At 68.8% G+C, this 15,327-nt stretch carries 13 protein-coding genes and 1 pseudogene; 10 read left to right on the top strand and 4 right to left on the bottom strand.

The features are described from left to right. The first annotated feature begins 147 nt into the window (after nucleotides 1-147). On the top strand, nucleotides 148-546 hold the full coding sequence (locus IE239_RS17055) for an OB-fold nucleic acid binding domain-containing protein (protein WP_190150181.1): 399 nt from the start codon (nucleotides 148-150) through the stop codon (nucleotides 544-546). 3 nt (nucleotides 547-549) lie between these two features. After that, a complete protein-coding gene (locus tag IE239_RS17050; protein ID WP_190150180.1) occupies nucleotides 550-1,341 on the top strand; it encodes a DUF3159 domain-containing protein in 792 nt (263 codons plus the stop codon). Nucleotides 1,342-1,608: 267 nt separating this feature from the next. Here the strand turns inward: IE239_RS17050 and IE239_RS17045 are convergent, their stop codons facing one another. Then, nucleotides 1,609-2,286 (bottom strand): potassium channel family protein, encoded by a 678-nt coding sequence (locus tag IE239_RS17045; protein ID WP_020125145.1) that lies wholly within the window; start codon nucleotides 2,284-2,286, stop codon nucleotides 1,609-1,611. Then, entirely contained in the window at nucleotides 2,283-2,954 is a 672-nt protein-coding gene (locus IE239_RS17040; RefSeq protein WP_190150179.1) for a potassium channel family protein, read from the bottom strand. Before IE239_RS17040 ends, IE239_RS17045 begins: the two co-directional genes overlap by 4 nt. Nucleotides 2,955-3,392: 438 nt before the next feature. Between IE239_RS17040 and IE239_RS17035 the strand changes: the two genes are divergently transcribed. The 3 genes from IE239_RS17035 to IE239_RS17025 all read left to right on the top strand — a co-directional run bounded on the left by IE239_RS17035 (nucleotide 3,393) and on the right by IE239_RS17025 (nucleotide 8,123). Further along, the gene (locus IE239_RS17035; protein WP_190150178.1) at nucleotides 3,393-5,492 is read left to right on the top strand and encodes an APC family permease; all 2,100 of its coding nucleotides are present in this window, start codon (nucleotides 3,393-3,395) and stop codon (nucleotides 5,490-5,492) included. 106 nt (nucleotides 5,493-5,598) lie between these two features. After that, entirely contained in the window at nucleotides 5,599-6,939 is a 1,341-nt protein-coding gene (locus IE239_RS17030) for a class I SAM-dependent RNA methyltransferase (protein ID WP_190150177.1), read from the top strand. A 332-nt stretch (nucleotides 6,940-7,271) separates the two neighbouring features. Then, nucleotides 7,272-8,123 (top strand): hypothetical protein, encoded by an 852-nt coding sequence (locus tag IE239_RS17025; RefSeq protein WP_190150176.1) that lies wholly within the window; start codon nucleotides 7,272-7,274, stop codon nucleotides 8,121-8,123. 169 nt (nucleotides 8,124-8,292) lie between these two features. On the opposite strand, the pseudogene IE239_RS17020 reads toward IE239_RS17025, so the two are convergent. Further along, nucleotides 8,293-8,571, bottom strand: a pseudogene (locus IE239_RS17020) (DNA-binding protein); the annotation flags it as partial. A 406-nt stretch (nucleotides 8,572-8,977) separates the two neighbouring features. Continuing rightward, nucleotides 8,978-9,553, bottom strand: coding sequence for a hypothetical protein (locus tag IE239_RS17015; protein WP_229878140.1), 576 nt, complete (start codon nucleotides 9,551-9,553; stop codon nucleotides 8,978-8,980). Nucleotides 9,554-9,969: 416 nt separating this feature from the next. On the opposite strand from IE239_RS17015, the gene kdpF reads away from it, so the two are divergent. The 5 genes from kdpF to IE239_RS16990 all read left to right on the top strand — a co-directional run bounded on the left by kdpF (nucleotide 9,970) and on the right by IE239_RS16990 (nucleotide 15,287). Further along, entirely contained in the window at nucleotides 9,970-10,059 is a 90-nt protein-coding gene (gene kdpF, locus IE239_RS17010; RefSeq protein WP_016434100.1) for a K(+)-transporting ATPase subunit F, read from the top strand. Between the two features lie 9 nt (nucleotides 10,060-10,068). After that, entirely contained in the window at nucleotides 10,069-11,733 is a 1,665-nt protein-coding gene (kdpA, locus tag IE239_RS17005) for a potassium-transporting ATPase subunit KdpA (protein ID WP_190150175.1), read from the top strand. Next, nucleotides 11,730-13,865 carry a potassium-transporting ATPase subunit KdpB gene (gene kdpB, locus IE239_RS17000; protein ID WP_190150174.1) on the top strand — a complete coding sequence of 712 codons (2,136 nt, stop codon included), beginning with the start codon at nucleotides 11,730-11,732 and terminating at the stop codon, nucleotides 13,863-13,865. The genes kdpA and kdpB overlap by 4 nt, the downstream gene beginning before the upstream one ends. Before the next feature lie 5 nt (nucleotides 13,866-13,870). Then, nucleotides 13,871-14,482 (top strand): potassium-transporting ATPase subunit KdpC, encoded by a 612-nt coding sequence (gene kdpC, locus IE239_RS16995; RefSeq protein ID WP_190150173.1) that lies wholly within the window; start codon nucleotides 13,871-13,873, stop codon nucleotides 14,480-14,482. A 121-nt stretch (nucleotides 14,483-14,603) separates the two neighbouring features. Next, complete coding sequence (locus IE239_RS16990; protein WP_190150172.1) at nucleotides 14,604-15,287, top strand: response regulator; 684 nt, start codon at nucleotides 14,604-14,606, stop codon at nucleotides 15,285-15,287. Nucleotides 15,288-15,327 lie beyond the last annotated feature (40 nt).

The following is a 15,327-nucleotide window of genomic DNA, read 5'->3' as shown; positions in this document are numbered from 1 at the left end:
GGGCAGGGACACGGGTACGGGTTCCGCATACGCCCATGGGTACGGGTTCCGCGTACGGCGGCCACGACCTAGGCCACCGTCTCGGGGGTCGCGGGCGGGTGCCGTCGCGGGTGCGGCTCTGTCTGCGGGCCCCGGTACGCTTCAGATATGAACGCTGTTCCTCGTTCCGAAAAGCCGGTCGGCCGGTTCCGGCGCATGCTCGACCGGCTCTCCTCGTCGCAGGAGGACCTGGAGTCCGAGGAGCTGCGAGAGGACGCCGAGACGGCCGGTTGCACGCGGATCGGAGACTGCCAGGACCGGCAGATAGTCACCGTTACTGGTACGTTGCGCACGGTCACCCTGCGGCCGCGCGCCGGAGTCCCGGCCCTGGAGGCCGAACTGTTCGACGGCAGTGCGGCACTCGACGTGGTGTGGCTGGGCAGGCGCTCCATCGTGGGAATAGAACCGGGGCGCAAGCTCATCGCATCGGGCCGGGTCTCCATGAGCCGTGGCCGTCGGGTGCTGTTCAACCCCAAGTACGAACTGAGACCCCTGGGTAGGGAGTAGCCGGTGACGTCGCTCGACAAGCCGACCGAAGACACGACCGCGGAGAACAGGGCCGCGGCCGACGCCCGGGCGGTGACCGAGGCCGCGCTGTTCGAGGCGTTCGGCGGCGTGCGGGGCATGGTCGAGACGGTGGTGCCCGGCCTGCTCTTCGTCACGATCTTCACGATCAACAAGGACCTGCACATGTCCGCGATCGCCGCGCTCGCGGTGTCGCTGGTCCTGGTCGTGGTCCGCCTGGCCATGAAGGACACCGTCAAGCACGCGTTCAGCGGGGTCTTCGGCGTCGCGTTCGGCGTGGTCTTCGCGATGATGACCGGCAACGCCAAGGACTTCTATCTGCCAGGCATGCTCTACACGCTGGGGCTGGCCCTCGCCTACATCGTCACGACGCTGTGCGGGGTGCCGCTGATCGGTCTGATCCTCGGCCCGGTCTTCAAGGAGAACCTCTCCTGGCGGACCCGCAACCCTGGGCGCAAGAAGGCCTACGCCAAGGCCAGTTGGGCTTGGGGTCTGATTCTGCTCGCCAAGTGCGCGATTCTCTTCCCGCTGTACTGGTGGGCGAACACCGCGCAGCTGGGCTGGGTGCTGGTGGCGCTGAAGATCCCGCCGTTCCTGCTCGCCGTCTGGCTGACCTGGGTGTTCCTGGCCAAGGCGCCCGCGCCGATCGACGTGTTCGCGGAGATGGAGGCCGAGGAGAAGGCCGCGGAGGCAGCGGACGCGGCGGAGGCCGCGCAGGCCGCAAAGACCGAGGGGGCCTCGTCGGACGCCGGTGGACGGCACCGTCGGGACAGGTAGTCTCCGGCGCTGCCGGTGACCGACCGTCCTCGATGGCCGCGTCCCCGGACCTGCGCCGCGGCCGTGAACGGGCGCGTCCTCGAGCGCGGGTCGCACCCGTGGGCAGAGGGGCCGGGTGGGGGAGACGGGCAGGCGTGAAAGGGCGCCCTGAGATCTGACCGACAGCGTCAGATCTCAGGGCGCCCCCGTCGTCGTATCCCTCGGAGCGCGTCCCTCGGACCGTATTCCTCGGAGCGCATCCCCCGAGCGCACCCCTCGGACCGAGGGTCAGCTGCCGGTGTCCTCCTTGCGGACCGACAGCAGGTCCTCCAACTGCTCCTCCCTGGCCTGGGCGGCCACGAAGAGCAGCTCGTCGCCCGGTTCGAGGGAGTCCTCGCGGGTCGGGGTGAGGACGCGGGTACCGCGGATGATGGTGACCAGGGAGGTGTCCTCCGGCCACTCCACGTCGCCGACCTGGGTGCCGGCCAGGGCCGACTCCTCGGGCAGGGTCAGCTCGACGAGGTTGGCGTCGCCGTGGCTGAAGCGGAGCAGCCGGACCAGGTCGCCGACGCTCACCGCCTCCTCGACCAGGGCCGACATCAGACGCGGGGTCGAGACGGCGACGTCCACGCCCCAGGACTCGTTGAAGAGCCACTCGTTCTTCGGGTTGTTGACGCGGGCGACGACGCGCGGGACGCCGTACTCCGTCTTGGCCAGCAACGAGACGACCAGGTTGACCTTGTCGTCGCCGGTGGCGGCGATCACCACGTTGCACCGCTGGAGCGCGGCCTCGTCCAGGGAGGTGATCTCGCAGGCGTCGGCCAGCAGCCACTCGGCCTGGGGGACGCGCTCGACCGAGATGGCGGTCGGCGCCTTGTCGACGAGCAGGACCTCGTGGCCGTTCTCCAGCAGTTCACCGGCGATCGAACGGCCGACGGCGCCGGCTCCGGCAATGGCGACCCTCATGAGTGACCGTCCTCCCTGGGACCCTCGGCGAACGAGGCCTCGACCTTCTCGACCTCGTCGGTGCGCAGCATCACGTGCACCAGGTCGCCCTCCTGGAGGACCGTCTGCGAGCTGGGGAGCATCGCCTCGCCGAGGCGGGTCAGGAACGCCACGCGGACGCCCGTCTCCTCCTGCAGCTTGCTGATCTTGTGGCCGACCCAGGACGCGGCGGCATGCACCTCGGCGAGCTGGACTCCGCCGGTGGGGTCGCGCCACAGCGGCTCCGCGCCCGAGGGCAGCAGCCGCCGCAGCATCTGGTCGGCCGTCCAGCGGACGGTCGCCACGGTGGGGATGCCCAGACGCTGGTAGACCTCGGCGCGGCGCGGGTCGTAGATACGGGCCGCGACGTTCTCGATGCCGAACATCTCGCGGGCCACACGGGCGGCGATGATGTTGGAGTTGTCTCCGCTGGAGACGGCGGCGAACGCGCCGGCCTCCTCGATGCCCGCCTCGCGCAGGGTGTCCTGGTCGAAGCCGACGCCGGTGACACGACGGCCGCCGAAACCGGAGCCGAGTCGTCGGAAGGCGGTGGGGTCGTGGTCGATCACCGCGACCGTGTGCCCCTGTTGCTCCAGGGTCTGCGCGAGAGCGGAACCCACTCTGCCGCAGCCCATGATGACGATGTGCACGACCGTCCTTCCGAGGTCAAGAAGTAAAGAAGTCGATAAGTTTTCTGCCCTGTCCATGGCACTCGGCCTTGAACAGGGTCTCAGACCGCAGCCCAAGCTACACACGCGCGGTCCTCCCAGGGCACCCCCGCGCACGGCCGGCGCGCGGTTCGTCCGGTCTACCGTCGACTGATGCTCCAGAGACTGAGGAAAGTAAGGATTCCGAGGCCGACGAGGGTGCCGACGGCGCCGATGATCTCCGCGGTCGTGTGCATGGACCCTCCGAAGGGCGTCAGGGGACGGGGGATTGTCATATAGCCACGACGATCGTCGAGGCTGCGGAATCCGCAGCCCGGGCCTGGCCGATTTCACTCGGGAGGCAGACGCGGCGACCTGTCACCCGGCTGAGCCCGGGGGAGGGTGGGCGGCCCCGTGTTCGAAGGCCTACGATCCTCAGTTGTGTCCAAACTGACCGACGTGCCCAAACGGATTCTGATCGGGCGTGCACTGCGCAGTGATCGACTAGGAGAAACGCTCCTGTCGAAGCGCATCGCCCTACCCGTTTTCGCTTCCGACCCGCTGTCCTCCGTGGCCTACGCGCCCGGGGAGGTGCTGCTGGTCCTGTCCATCGCGGGCGTGTCGGCCTACCACTTCAGCCCATGGATCGCCCTCGCGGTCGTCGTGCTGATGTTCACGGTGGTCGCCTCCTACCGGCAGAACGTCCATGCCTATCCCAGCGGCGGCGGCGACTACGAGGTCGCCACCACCAATCTCGGCCCCAAGGCCGGGCTGACGGTGGCCAGCGCGCTGCTCGTCGACTACGTCCTGACCGTCGCCGTCTCCATCTCCTCCGGCATCGAGAACCTCGGCTCCGCGATCCCGTTCGTCGTCGAGCACAAGGTGGCCTGCGCCGTCGCCGTCATCGTGCTGCTGACACTGATGAACCTGCGCGGAGTCAAGGAGTCCGGCAAGCTCTTCGCGATCCCCACCTACGTGTTCGTCACGGGCGTCTTCATCATGATCGCCTGGGGCGCCTTCCGCGGGCTGGTCCTCGGCGACGCGATGCGGGCGCCCACCTCGCAGTACACGATCAAGGCCGAGCACCAGGGGCTGGCCGGTTTCGCACTGGTCTTCCTGCTGCTGCGCGCCTTCTCCTCCGGCTGTGCCGCCCTCACCGGCGTCGAGGCGATCTCCAACGGCGTGCCGGCCTTCCGCAAGCCCAAGTCGAAGAACGCGGCGACCACGCTCGCGGCGATGGGGCTGCTGGCCGTCACCATGTTCTGCGGGATCATCGTCCTGGCCCTGGTCACCAAGGTCCGGATGGCCGAGAACCCGGCCACGGACCTGCTGAAGAACGGGGTCGGCGTCGGCGTCGGCTACGTCCAGAACCCGGTGATCACCCAGGTCGCCGAGGCCGTCTTCGGCAAGGGCAGCTTCTTCTTCGTCGTGCTCGCCGCGGCCACCGCCCTGGTGCTGTTCCTGGCGGCGAACACCGCCTACAACGGCTTCCCGGTGCTCGGCTCGATCCTCGCCCAGGACCGCTACCTGCCCCGCCAGCTGCACACCCGCGGCGACCGGCTCGCCTTCTCCAACGGCATCGTGCTGCTCGCCGGCACGGCCATGCTGCTGGTCGTCCTCTACGGCGCCGACTCCACCCGGCTGATCCAGCTGTACATCGTCGGCGTGTTCGTGTCGTTCACCCTCAGCCAGACCGGCATGGTCCGCCACTGGAACCGCCTTCTGGCCACCGAGACCGACCAGGCCAAGCGCCGTCACATGGTCCGCTCGCGCGCGATCAACACCTTCGGCGCCTTCTTCACCGGTCTGGTGCTGGTCGTCGTCCTCCTCACCAAGTTCACGCACGGCGCCTGGGTCGCCCTGCTCGGCATGGTGATCTTCTACGGAGTCATGACCGCGATCCGCCGCCACTACGACGGCGTCGCCGCCGAGATCGCCGCCCCCGAGGGCCCCAGCGACGACAGCGTCCGCCCCTCGCGCGTCCACTCGGTGCTGCTGATCTCGAAGATCCACCGTCCGACGCTGCGCGCCCTCGCCTACGCCAAGCTGATGCGCTCCGACACCCTGGAGGCGCTCACCGTCAACGTCGACCCGGCCGAGACGAAGGCGCTGCGCGCGGAGTGGGAGCGGCGCGGGATCGACGTGCCGCTCAAGGTGCTGGACTCGCCGTACCGCGAGGTCACGCGGCCGGTCATCGAGTACGTCAAGAGCCTGCGCCGGGAGTCGCCGCGCGACGCCGTGTCGGTGATCATCCCCGAGTACGTGGTCGGCCACTGGTACGAGCACCTGCTGCACAACCAGAGCGCGCTGCGGCTCAAGGGACGGCTGCTGTTCACACCGGGCGTGATGGTCACGTCCGTCCCATACCAGCTGCAGTCCTCCGAGGCGGCGAGGAAGCGGGCGCGCAGGCGCCAGGAGTGGAACGCCCCGGGTTCCGTGCGGCGTGGCCCCGCACACGTGGGCCGTCCCAAGGAGTCGTCGGGTTCCGCGTCGGGTTCCGGCGGCGCGCCCGGCGCCCAGGGACCGGACGACAAGCACTGACCCCGCTGCGCGCACCGGCGCGTGGTGAACGGCCGGACGACAGCCACGTAGACTGGTGGGCTGTTGTCCGGCCGTTCCTCGTTCGACGTTGTGGAGTCCCCCCGCCATGCAGGCAGAACCGAAGAAGTCGCAGGCGGCGTCCCTCGTCGGCGAGGAGTACGAGGTCGAGGTCGGGCCCGTCGCCCACGGCGGCCACTGCATCGCCCGTACCGAGGCGGGTCAGGTGCTGTTCGTCCGGCACACCCTGCCCGGTGAGCGGGTCGTGGCCCGGGTCACCGACGGCGAGGAGGGCGCCCGCTTCCTGCGGGCGGACGCCGTACGGATCCTGGAGCCCTCCAAGGACCGCGTCGAAGCCCCCTGCCCCTACGCCGGCCCCGGGCGCTGCGGCGGCTGCGACTGGCAGCACGCCAAGCCCGGCGCGCAGCGCCGTCTCAAGGGCGAGGTGATCGCCGAGCAGCTGCAGCGGCTCGCGGGCCTCACGCCCGAGGAGGCCGGCTGGGACGGCACCGTGATGCCGGCGGAGGGCGACAAGCTGCCCGCCGGACAGGTGCCGCAGTGGCGCACCCGCGTGCAGTACGCGGTGGACGCCGACGGCAATGCCGGTCTGCGCCGCCACCGCTCCCACGAGGTCGAGCCGATCGAGCACTGCATGATCGCCGCGGAGGGCGTCAGCGAGCTGGGCATCGAGAAGCGCGACTGGTCGGGGATGGAGTCCGTCGACGCCATCGCCGCGACGGGCTCCCAGGACCGCATGGTGATCCTCGAACCGCGGCCGGGCGCCCGCCTGCCCCTCGTCGAGCTGGACCGGCCCGTCTCCGTCATGCGCGTCGAGGAGCACGACGGCGGCATCCATCGCGTCCACGGCCGCGCCTTCGTCCGTGAGCGTGCCGACGGCCGGACGTACCGCGTCGGCAGCGGCGGATTCTGGCAGGTCCACCCGCAGGCCGCCGACACCCTCGTCAAGGCTGTCATGCAGGGCCTGCTGCCGCGCAAGGGCGACATGGCGCTCGACCTGTACTGCGGCGTCGGCCTCTTCGCCGGAGCGCTCGCCGACCGCCTCGGCGAGAAGGGCGCGGTGCTCGGCATCGAGTCCGGCAAGCGCGCCGTCGAGGACGCCCGGCACAACCTCGCGGGCTTCGACCGGGTGCGGATCGAGCAGGGCAAGGTCGAGAGCGTGCTCCCGCGCACCGGGATCACCGAGGTCGACCTCATCGTCCTGGACCCGCCGCGGGCGGGAGCGGGCAAGAAGACGGTGGAGCACCTGTCGTCCCTGGGCGCGCGCAAGATCGCCTACGTGGCCTGCGACCCGGCCGCACTGGCCCGCGACCTCGGGTACTTCCGGGACGGGGGGTACAGGGTGCGGACGCTGCGGGCGTTCGACCTGTTCCCGATGACGCATCACGTGGAGTGTGTCGCCATCCTCGAACCGGCCGCGAAGGGCTCCTGACCTGCGCTTTTGTGCGTGCGCATTATGTGCGGTGTGGGCGTTACCGGCGATATCTTGACGCTGAAATGACGCTCGTGACGCTGAAATGACGCTCGTTCTGACGGGATGTCACCTGACTGATTGTGCAGGTCGTGCCAGGTGGAGGGCGCGTGCCCGCGGGCTGTCTTGCAGGAACTCGAAGGAAACTAGGCCGAGTTCCTGCATGCCGTAGTTCGGCGGGTCGGACGTTGGCGGAGCGGGCGCTCAATAGGTCGGTCCGTAAGGGCTCCAGTGCCCGAGGAAGGGCCTTAGGTCGTCGGCTCGCGGTTCGGGGACGTCGGGCAACCGGGGTGGTGAGCTCAGCGGGTCGAGGCGCTCGCGCTCTGGAGAACGACGGCCGGGCCGGCGGCAAGGCGGCCGCACTGGGGGACTACCGTAGGGCCACCGATCTGCTCCAGGCCCGACTCCTGCCCGGGGCACGCGCGTTGGTGGCCTCCAACAACCGTGCCTTCGAGGACGAGTACGACAGCGCCCGCTCGGCCTTGTCCGCCCAGCTCGCCGCCGCCGCAGTGCTCGGCGGGCTGCCGCTCGCCGCGCTCGGTGTCCTGCAGTGGTACCTGGCCCGCCGCTTCCACCGGACCCTCAACCCCGGCGTTCTGGCCGCGACTGTCTGCACCCTGCTCGCCGTCGTCCTCGGCGGCCAGATGCTGTCCGCCTCCGCCGGGCATCTGCGCGGGGCCCGGCGCGACGCGTTCGACTCCGTCGTCGCCCTCTCGTGTGCCCGCGCCATCGCGTACGACGCGAACGCCGATGAGAGTCGCTACCTCCTCGATCCGAAGCGCCGTGACCAGTACGCGCGGTCGTTCCTCGCCAAGTCCCAGCAGTTGTACGGCCTCAAGGGCGCGACCCTCGCCTCGTACGACGGCGAGCTCGGCCGGTCGTGGAACGCCTACCGTGCCGATCACGACGACCTGCGCTTCACCGGCGAGTTCCGGCGCGAGCTGGACAACATCACTTTCACCGGGGAGCGGGCGGCGGCCGAGAAGACGGTCGAGACGTACGCCGCCTACCAGCGCGACGACCGGAAGATCCGCGCGCTGGTGGCGCACGGGAAGGAGCGTGCCGCGGTCGCCTTCTGCATCAGTTGGGAACCGGGCATGTCCAACGCGCGACGCGCTCGACCAGCTGATCACCATCAACCGTGAGCACTTCGCCGCCTCGGTGAGCGGTGGCCGGTCCGCCGTGTCCGGGCTGCTGCCGTGGACGTGCGGTGCACTGCTTGTCGCGGGCCTGCTCACGGTGCTCGGGTTGCGGCCACGCATTGCGGAGTTCCGCTGAGCACCAGACTGTCGGCCTCTGCTGAGGTGGGGCCTGCTATGGGCGTCGGGATCCCAGAGGGCTGTCCGGGCGCTCGGCTGAGTTCGGGGGTTCGCCGCGGCAGACGGAACCGGGGGCGCGGCCGGCCGGGTGGTCGGCGCGGGCGGAGGAGGTCAGCTGCCAGGGGACGTTGGTGACCATCACGCCGGGGGTGAAGAGGAGGCGGCTCTTGAGTCAGAGGGCGGACTGGTTGTGGAGGAGGTTCTCCCACCAGTGGCCGACGACGTATTCGGGGATGAAGACGGCGACGACGTCGCGGGGGCTCCCGGTCCGGATGAGAGGCCCTCAGCTCGGGCGACGATTCGAGGCTGGAGTCCTTCCCCCGATGGGTGAAATCTCTCCCGACATACTTCCGTCCTGGTCCTGCCGAACGTCTCCGCGCGACGCAGGCAGCGGCGCGAGAAGAAGGCTAACGCTATATCGCGACATGGATCCCTGCTGGGCCCTATCACGGAGAGGCGATGGCCAGCGTCGATTCACGGCATGCGGCGTCCAGCATGCCGAGGCCCGGTCTCGACGTACCTGAGGGAGCGTCACGTCTGGCGATATCTGGTACGGCGCGCCCCGGCGCAGACGCGGGAATTGAACGCCACTCTCACCGACCGTGACGGCTCTCCGTGATCGCTGACAGAGCCTGATTGACGACGTCATAGCCAGGGGGGCGGGCTGACGAACCGCCCGGCTACTCCTCCAGGCCGGATACCTTGAAGATCGCCAACGCCGTTTCGCGGTCAACGCGTTCCGACAGCCCGCCCAGTGCGGCCCACCCCTGACGCAGGGACCCCCGGCTCGCCGAGATGCGTACGTCGGTGTCGAGGCGATGCCACAGGAGAGGGTTGGCGGTCAGGATGCGCGGATCGAACTCGACCCGGCCGCCCAGCGCGTCCCGCAGGACCAGGCGCTGGCCTGCGCTCCCCTTCGTGGGTACGGACACCAGACGGTCCGTCCGCACCAGGCGCGTGCGCCAGGGACCGCGTACTCCCAGCCATCCCTCGCCGGCAGTCACTCGCGGTGGCACCAGGACGAGGAACAGCAACAGCGCGAGTCCACTCCACAAGGCGACGCGCGCCGGGGAAGACGTCCCGGCCGCCGCGTCCACCAGCAGTAGGAGCCCAAGGAACGAGCCGGCGCACGCGATCGCGCTGCGCAGCTCCGTGGCCCAGTGACGGTCGTGGACCAGCCCCTCGGACGGGAGGGCACGTTCGCCGGAATCTCCATCGATCCCGTCGATCCCGTGCCCATCGATACGGCGCCCCATAACGCCGAAGGTAGGCCCGTAGCTGTGCCCTTCCGTGTTTCTTGACGCGTTGCTAACGGGTCGGCGATTCGTCCTTAACGCTTTGCCCGTCGCTCGGGCGCGTGGGCCCGGCTCAGGCTGTGGGTCGGCCAGGGTGTTGCCCCGTCGTCGGCGTTGCCCGGACGTCGTACGTGATGATGAGACAGGGTTGGCGGGGCTGGGCGTATGGGATGCGTCAAGGGTGTACGGGCCGGCGTAAGGGAGCCGTTAAGCACCCTCGAATTCGGCCCGGGAGGCAGGTTTCCTGTAGCGGTCCGATCCTCTTACGGATTTCCGAACCTCTTCCAGGAGCTTGCGATGGCCGATGCGGCCTTCGTCGTCGTCACGATCGCGGTGTTCGCGCTGGTGGCTCTCGTCGCCAAGGGGGTGACGAAGCTGTGACCGCCGAGAACATCGTCGGCCTGGTCGTGGCCGTCGCTCTGCTGGGCTATCTCGTCCTCGCCCTGATTTTCCCGGAGAGGTTCTGAGTCCCCGACATGAGCTCCGTTCTTGCTGATGTGCTCATGGTGATCGCGCTGGTCGGCGCGCTCGCTCTGGTGCACCGTCCCTTCGGCGACTACATGGCCGCCGTCTTCCAGTCCGGGAAGCACCTGCGCGTCGAGCGGTGGATCTACCGCTCGGTGGGTGCCGACCCGGACGCGGAGATGCGCTGGCCGGCGTACCTGCGCGGCATGCTCGTCTTCTCCGCGGTGAGCGTGCTGTTCCTGTACCTGCTGATGCGGGTCCAGGACAAGCTGCCGCTGTCGCTCGGCTTCAAGCCGATCAGCCCGGACCAGGCGTTCAACACGGCCGCGTCGTTCGTGTCGAACACCAACTGGCAGTCCTACTCGGGCGAGGTGGCGATGAGCCATGTCACCCAGACCGCCGGTCTGGCCGTGCAGAACTTCGTCTCCGCGGCCGTTGGCATCGCCGTCGCGGTGGCGCTGGTCCGCGGTTTCGCCCGGTCCCGCACCGGCGACCTGGGCAACTTCTGGGCGGACCTGGTGCGCTGCATCGTCCGCATCCTGATCCCGATCTCGGTGGTCGCGGCGGTCCTGCTCATCGCGGCGGGCGCCATCCAGAACTTCGGTGACATCCACACGATCACCACACTGACCGGTGACAAGCAGGCCATCAGCCCCGGCGCGGTCGCCTCCCAGGAGGCCATCAAGGACCTGGGCACCAACGGCGGCGGCTTCTTCAACGCCAACTCCGCCCACCCGTTCGAGAACCCCAACGGCTTCACCAACCTGCTGGAGATCTTCCTGCTGCTGGTGATCCCGTTCTCTCTGCCGCGCACCTTCGGCAAGATGGTCGGCAACGTCAAACAGGGCTACGCGATCGTGGCCGCGATGGGCATCATCTGGTTCGCCGGCGTGATCGCGGTGACCTGGCTCGAGTACGCCCATCCGGGCACGGCCTCGCAACTCGCGGGCGGCGCAATGGAGGGCAAGGAACAGCGCTTCGGTGAGGGCCCGTCCTCGGTGTTCGCGGTCTCCACCACGATGACCTCGACCGGTTCGGTCAACTCCTTCCACGACTCCTTCAGCGGCCTGTCCGGCGGCGTGCTGCTGCTGGGCATGATGCTCGGCGAGATCGCGCCCGGCGGTACCGGATCCGGCCTCTACGGCATGCTGATCATGGCGATCATCGCGGTGTTCCTCGCCGGCCTGATGGTCGGCCGTACCCCCGAGTACCTGGGCAAGAAGATCGGCACCCGCGAGATCAAGCTGGCGGCCTGCTACATCCTCGTCACGCCGGCGCTGGTACTGATCGGCGCCGGGGTGGCCATGGCCCTGCCGGAAGGCAAGGACGCCATGACCAACATCGGGGCACACGGCTTCTCCGAAGTGCTGTACGCCTTCACCTCGGCCTCGAACAACAACGGCTCGGCTTTCGCGGGCTTCGGCGCGAACACGGACTTCTTCAACACGACGCTGGGCCTGTGCATGGTCCTGGGCCGGTTCCTGCCCATGGTGTTCGTGCTGGCGCTGGCCGGCTCGCTCGCCGAGCAGAAGTCCGTCCCGGAGACCGCGGGCACGATACGCACCGAGAAGCCTCTGTTCACCGGCCTTCTCGTGGGAGCGATCATGATCATCACCGGTCTGACGTTCTTCCCCGCTCTCGCGCTGGGCCCGCTCGCCGAGGGGCTGGCGTCATGACCGCCAACATCAAGAAGCAAGAGGACTCGATGTCCACGGTTACCCCGACCCGGGCGCCGCACAGCGACGTGCCCACCGGCCACAAGGAAGAGGGACGCGTCGGCGCGGGTCTCTTCGACCCGAAGCAGCTGCTGAAGTCGCTGCCGGACGCCGTCCGCAAGCTCGACCCGCGGGTGATGGTCAAGTCGCCCGTGATGTTCGTGGTGTTGGTCGGTTCGGTGCTGACGACGGTCTTCTCCTTCAAGGACCCGGGCGACTGGTTCGGCTGGGCGATCAGCGCCTGGCTGTGGCTGACGGTGGTCTTCGCGAACCTGGCGGAGGCGGTGGCCGAGGGCCGCGGCAAGGCGCAGGCGGACACCCTGCGCAAGGCCAAGACGGACACCGTGGCGCGCCGGCTGTCCAAGGACGGCAAGGGGGAGGAGCAGGTGCCCGGCACCGAGCTGACCATCGGCGATCTGGTCGTCTGTGAGGCGGGCGACATCATCCCCGGCGACGGTGACGTCGTCGAGGGCGTGGCGTCCGTCGACGAGTCCGCGATCACCGGTGAGTCGGCCCCGGTCATCCGCGAGTCCGGCGGCGACCGCAGCGCCGTCACCGGCGGTACGAAGGTTCTCTCCGACCGCATCGTCATCAAGATCACGACGAAGCCCGGCGAGACCTTCATCGACCGCATGATCTCCTTGGTCGAGGGCGCGGCCCGGCAGAAGACGCCGAACGAGATCGCGCTGAACATCCTGCTCGCGTCGCTCACGATCGTCTTCCTGCTCGCGGTGGCCACCCTGCCGCCGTTCGCGGACTACGCGGGCACGCACCTCACGATGGTCGTGCTGGTGGCCCTGCTCGTCTGCCTGATCCCGACGACGATCGGCGCGCTGCTTTCCGCGATCGGCATCGCGGGCATGGACCGGCTGGTGCAGCGCAACGTACTGGCCATGTCCGGCCGGGCGGTCGAGGCGGCGGGCGATGTGTCGACCCTTTTGCTGGACAAGACCGGCACCATCACGCTCGGCAACCGTCAGGCGTCGGAGTTTGTGCCGGTGACGGGTACGACGGAGGCCGAGGTGGCCGACGCGGCGCAGCTGTCGTCGCTGGCCGACGAGACGCCCGAGGGCCGCTCGATCGTCGTCCTGGCGAAGGAGAAGTACGGGCTGCGCGAGCGGCACCAGGGTGAGTTGGCGCACGCCGAGTGGATCGCCTTCACAGCCCAGACCCGGATGTCCGGCGTGGATGTCGACGGACGCAAGGTGCGCAAGGGCGCGGCTGGTTCGGTCATCGCCTGGGTGCGGGAGCAGGGCGGCGAGGTGTCCGGCGACGCCGACATCCTGTCCAACCGGATCTCCGAAGCGGGCGGCACACCGCTGCTCGTCGCCGTCGAGGACACTGACGGCGCTCGCATCCTCGGGGTGATCCACCTCAAGGACGTCGTCAAGGAGGGCATGCGGGAGCGGTTCGACGAGCTGCGCCGCATGGGCATCAAAACCGTCATGATCACCGGCGACAACCCGCTGACCGCCAAGGCGATCGCCGACGAGGCCGGCGTCGACGATTTCCTCGCGGAGGCCACGCCCGAGGACAAGATGGCGCTGATCAAGCGGGAGCAGGCGGGCGGCAAACTGGTCGCGATGACCGGTGACGGTACGAACGACGCGCCCGCGTTGGCTCAGGCGGACGTCGGCGTGGCGATGAACACGGGTACGTCGGCCGCGAAGGAGGCCGGCAACATGGTCGACCTCGACTCGAACCCGACCAAGCTCATTGAGATAGTCGAGATCGGCAAGCAACTCCTCATCACCCGGGGCGCGTTGACGACGTTCTCCATCGCCAACGACGTCGCGAAGTACTTCGCGATCATCCCGGCGTTGTTCGCGGTGGTCTACCCGGGCCTGGACAGGCTCAACATCATGGACCTGTCCTCGCCGGACTCCGCGATCCTGTCCGCGGTCATCTTCAACGCGCTGATCATCATCGCGCTGGTCCCGCTCGCCCTGCGGGGTGTGCAGTACCGGCCGATGAGCGCCGACAAGATGCTCCGCCGCAACCTCGGGATCTACGGCATCGGCGGACTGATCGCCCCCTTCATCGGCATCAAGATCATCGACCTGCTCATCTCCCTCATCCCTGGGATCGGCTGAAGGCCATGAACAACTCCGTTACGAACACCGCGCGGATGCTGTGGGCCTCCCTGCGCATGCTGCTGGTCCTCACCGTCGTCACCGGCGTCCTCTACCCGCTGGCGGTCACCGGTATCGGGCAGTTGGCCTTCCACGACAAGGCCAACGGCTCGATGGTGAAGGTCGACGGCAAGGAGGTCGGCTCCGCGCTGATCGGCCAGAGCTGGAACATCAAGGGCACCGACAAGCCGGACCCGAAGTGGTTCCAGGGCCGCCCCTCCAACAGCGGCTACGACCCGCTGTCCACCGGCTCCAGCCAGCTCGGCACCAGTGACCCGACCCTCGTCAAGAACGTCAAGGCGGCCAAGAAACAGGTCGCCGAGTTCAACGACGTACCGCAGTCCGAGGTCCCCAAGGACGCGGTCACCGGCTCCGCCTCGGCGATCGACCCGGACATCTCCAAGGAGTACGCGGACATCCAGGTCAAGCGGGTGGCCGAGCACAACGGTCTGACGGTCGCGCAGGTCCGAAAGCTGGTGAAGGACCACACCGACGGCCGGACCGCCGGGTTCCTCGGCGAGCCGACGATCAACGTCCTCGAACTCAACATCGCGATCAAGGAACTGGCCAGGAACTGATGGCCTTAGCGGCAGAGGCGACTGGGAGCCGGCGGGGCGGGGCTGGGAATCCCCGCCCCGCCGGCTCCCGCCGCCGCCTCGAAAGCCCTGACCCCACCCATGACAGGAAGGCCGCACGCCGATGACCCGGGTGCTGGTGGTGGAGGACGATCCACAGCTCGTACGAGCCCTTGTGATCAACATGCAGGCCCGGCATTACGGAGTGGACGCGGCGCCGGACGGTGCCACTGCGCTCCGGCTGGCCGCCGCGCGCCAGCCCGACGTGGTGGTGCTCGACCTCGGTCTGCCCGACATGGACGGCGTCGAGGTGATCAAAGCGCTGCGTGGCTGGACCCGGGTGCCCGTCCTGGTCCTGTCCGCACGTCGCGCGTCCGAGGAGAAGGTCGCAGCCCTCGACGCGGGCGCCGACGACTACATCACCAAGCCGTTCAGCATGGACGAACTCCTGGCCCGGCTGCGCGCCGCCGTGCGTCGCACCGAAGCCCTGCCGCTGGCCCCCGAGACGACCGTGGTCACCACGGACGGCTTCACGGTCGACCTGCTGGCCAAGAAGGCGACCCGCGACGGACGCGACGTACGCCTCACCCCGACGGAGTGGCATCTGCTGGAAATCCTGGTCTGCAGCCCCGGGCGCCTCATCACACAGAAGCAACTGCTTCAGGAGGTCTGGGGCCCGTCGTACGGAAGCAAGACCAACTATCTTCGGGTCTACATGGCGCAGCTGAGGCGCAAGCTCGAAGCTGACCCCGCCCACCCGCGCTATCTGATCACCGAGCCGGGAATGGGCTACCGCTTCGAGTCATGACGCGCTCTCCATGCTCCTGACCGCACACGACCGCAGAGGC

It is taken from the genome of Streptomyces humidus, from assembly GCF_014649655.1.
GTDB lineage: Bacteria > Actinomycetota > Actinomycetes > Streptomycetales > Streptomycetaceae > Streptomyces > Streptomyces humidus.
Note: the sequence above shows the minus strand (reverse complement) of the source record. Positions and strands in the feature narration are given on the sequence as shown.

Bases quoted from the DNA above. Each gene is read 5' to 3' on its own strand.
- IE239_RS17055 (WP_190150181.1), top strand. From the start codon at position 148: ATGAACGCTGTTCCTCGTTCCGAAAAGCCGGTCGGCCGGTTCCGGCGC.
- kdpA (WP_190150175.1), top strand. From the start codon at position 10,069: ATGAGCTCCGTTCTTGCTGATGTGCTCATGGTGATCGCGCTGGTCGGC.
- IE239_RS17015 (WP_229878140.1), bottom strand. From the start codon at position 9,553: ATGGGGCGCCGTATCGATGGGCACGGGATCGACGGGATCGATGGAGAT.
- kdpB (WP_190150174.1), top strand. From the start codon at position 11,730: ATGACCGCCAACATCAAGAAGCAAGAGGACTCGATGTCCACGGTTACC.
- IE239_RS17045 (WP_020125145.1), bottom strand. From the start codon at position 2,286: ATGAGGGTCGCCATTGCCGGAGCCGGCGCCGTCGGCCGTTCGATCGCC.
- IE239_RS17030 (WP_190150177.1), top strand. From the start codon at position 5,599: ATGCAGGCAGAACCGAAGAAGTCGCAGGCGGCGTCCCTCGTCGGCGAG.
- IE239_RS16990 (WP_190150172.1), top strand. From the start codon at position 14,604: ATGACCCGGGTGCTGGTGGTGGAGGACGATCCACAGCTCGTACGAGCC.
- kdpC (WP_190150173.1), top strand. From the start codon at position 13,871: ATGAACAACTCCGTTACGAACACCGCGCGGATGCTGTGGGCCTCCCTG.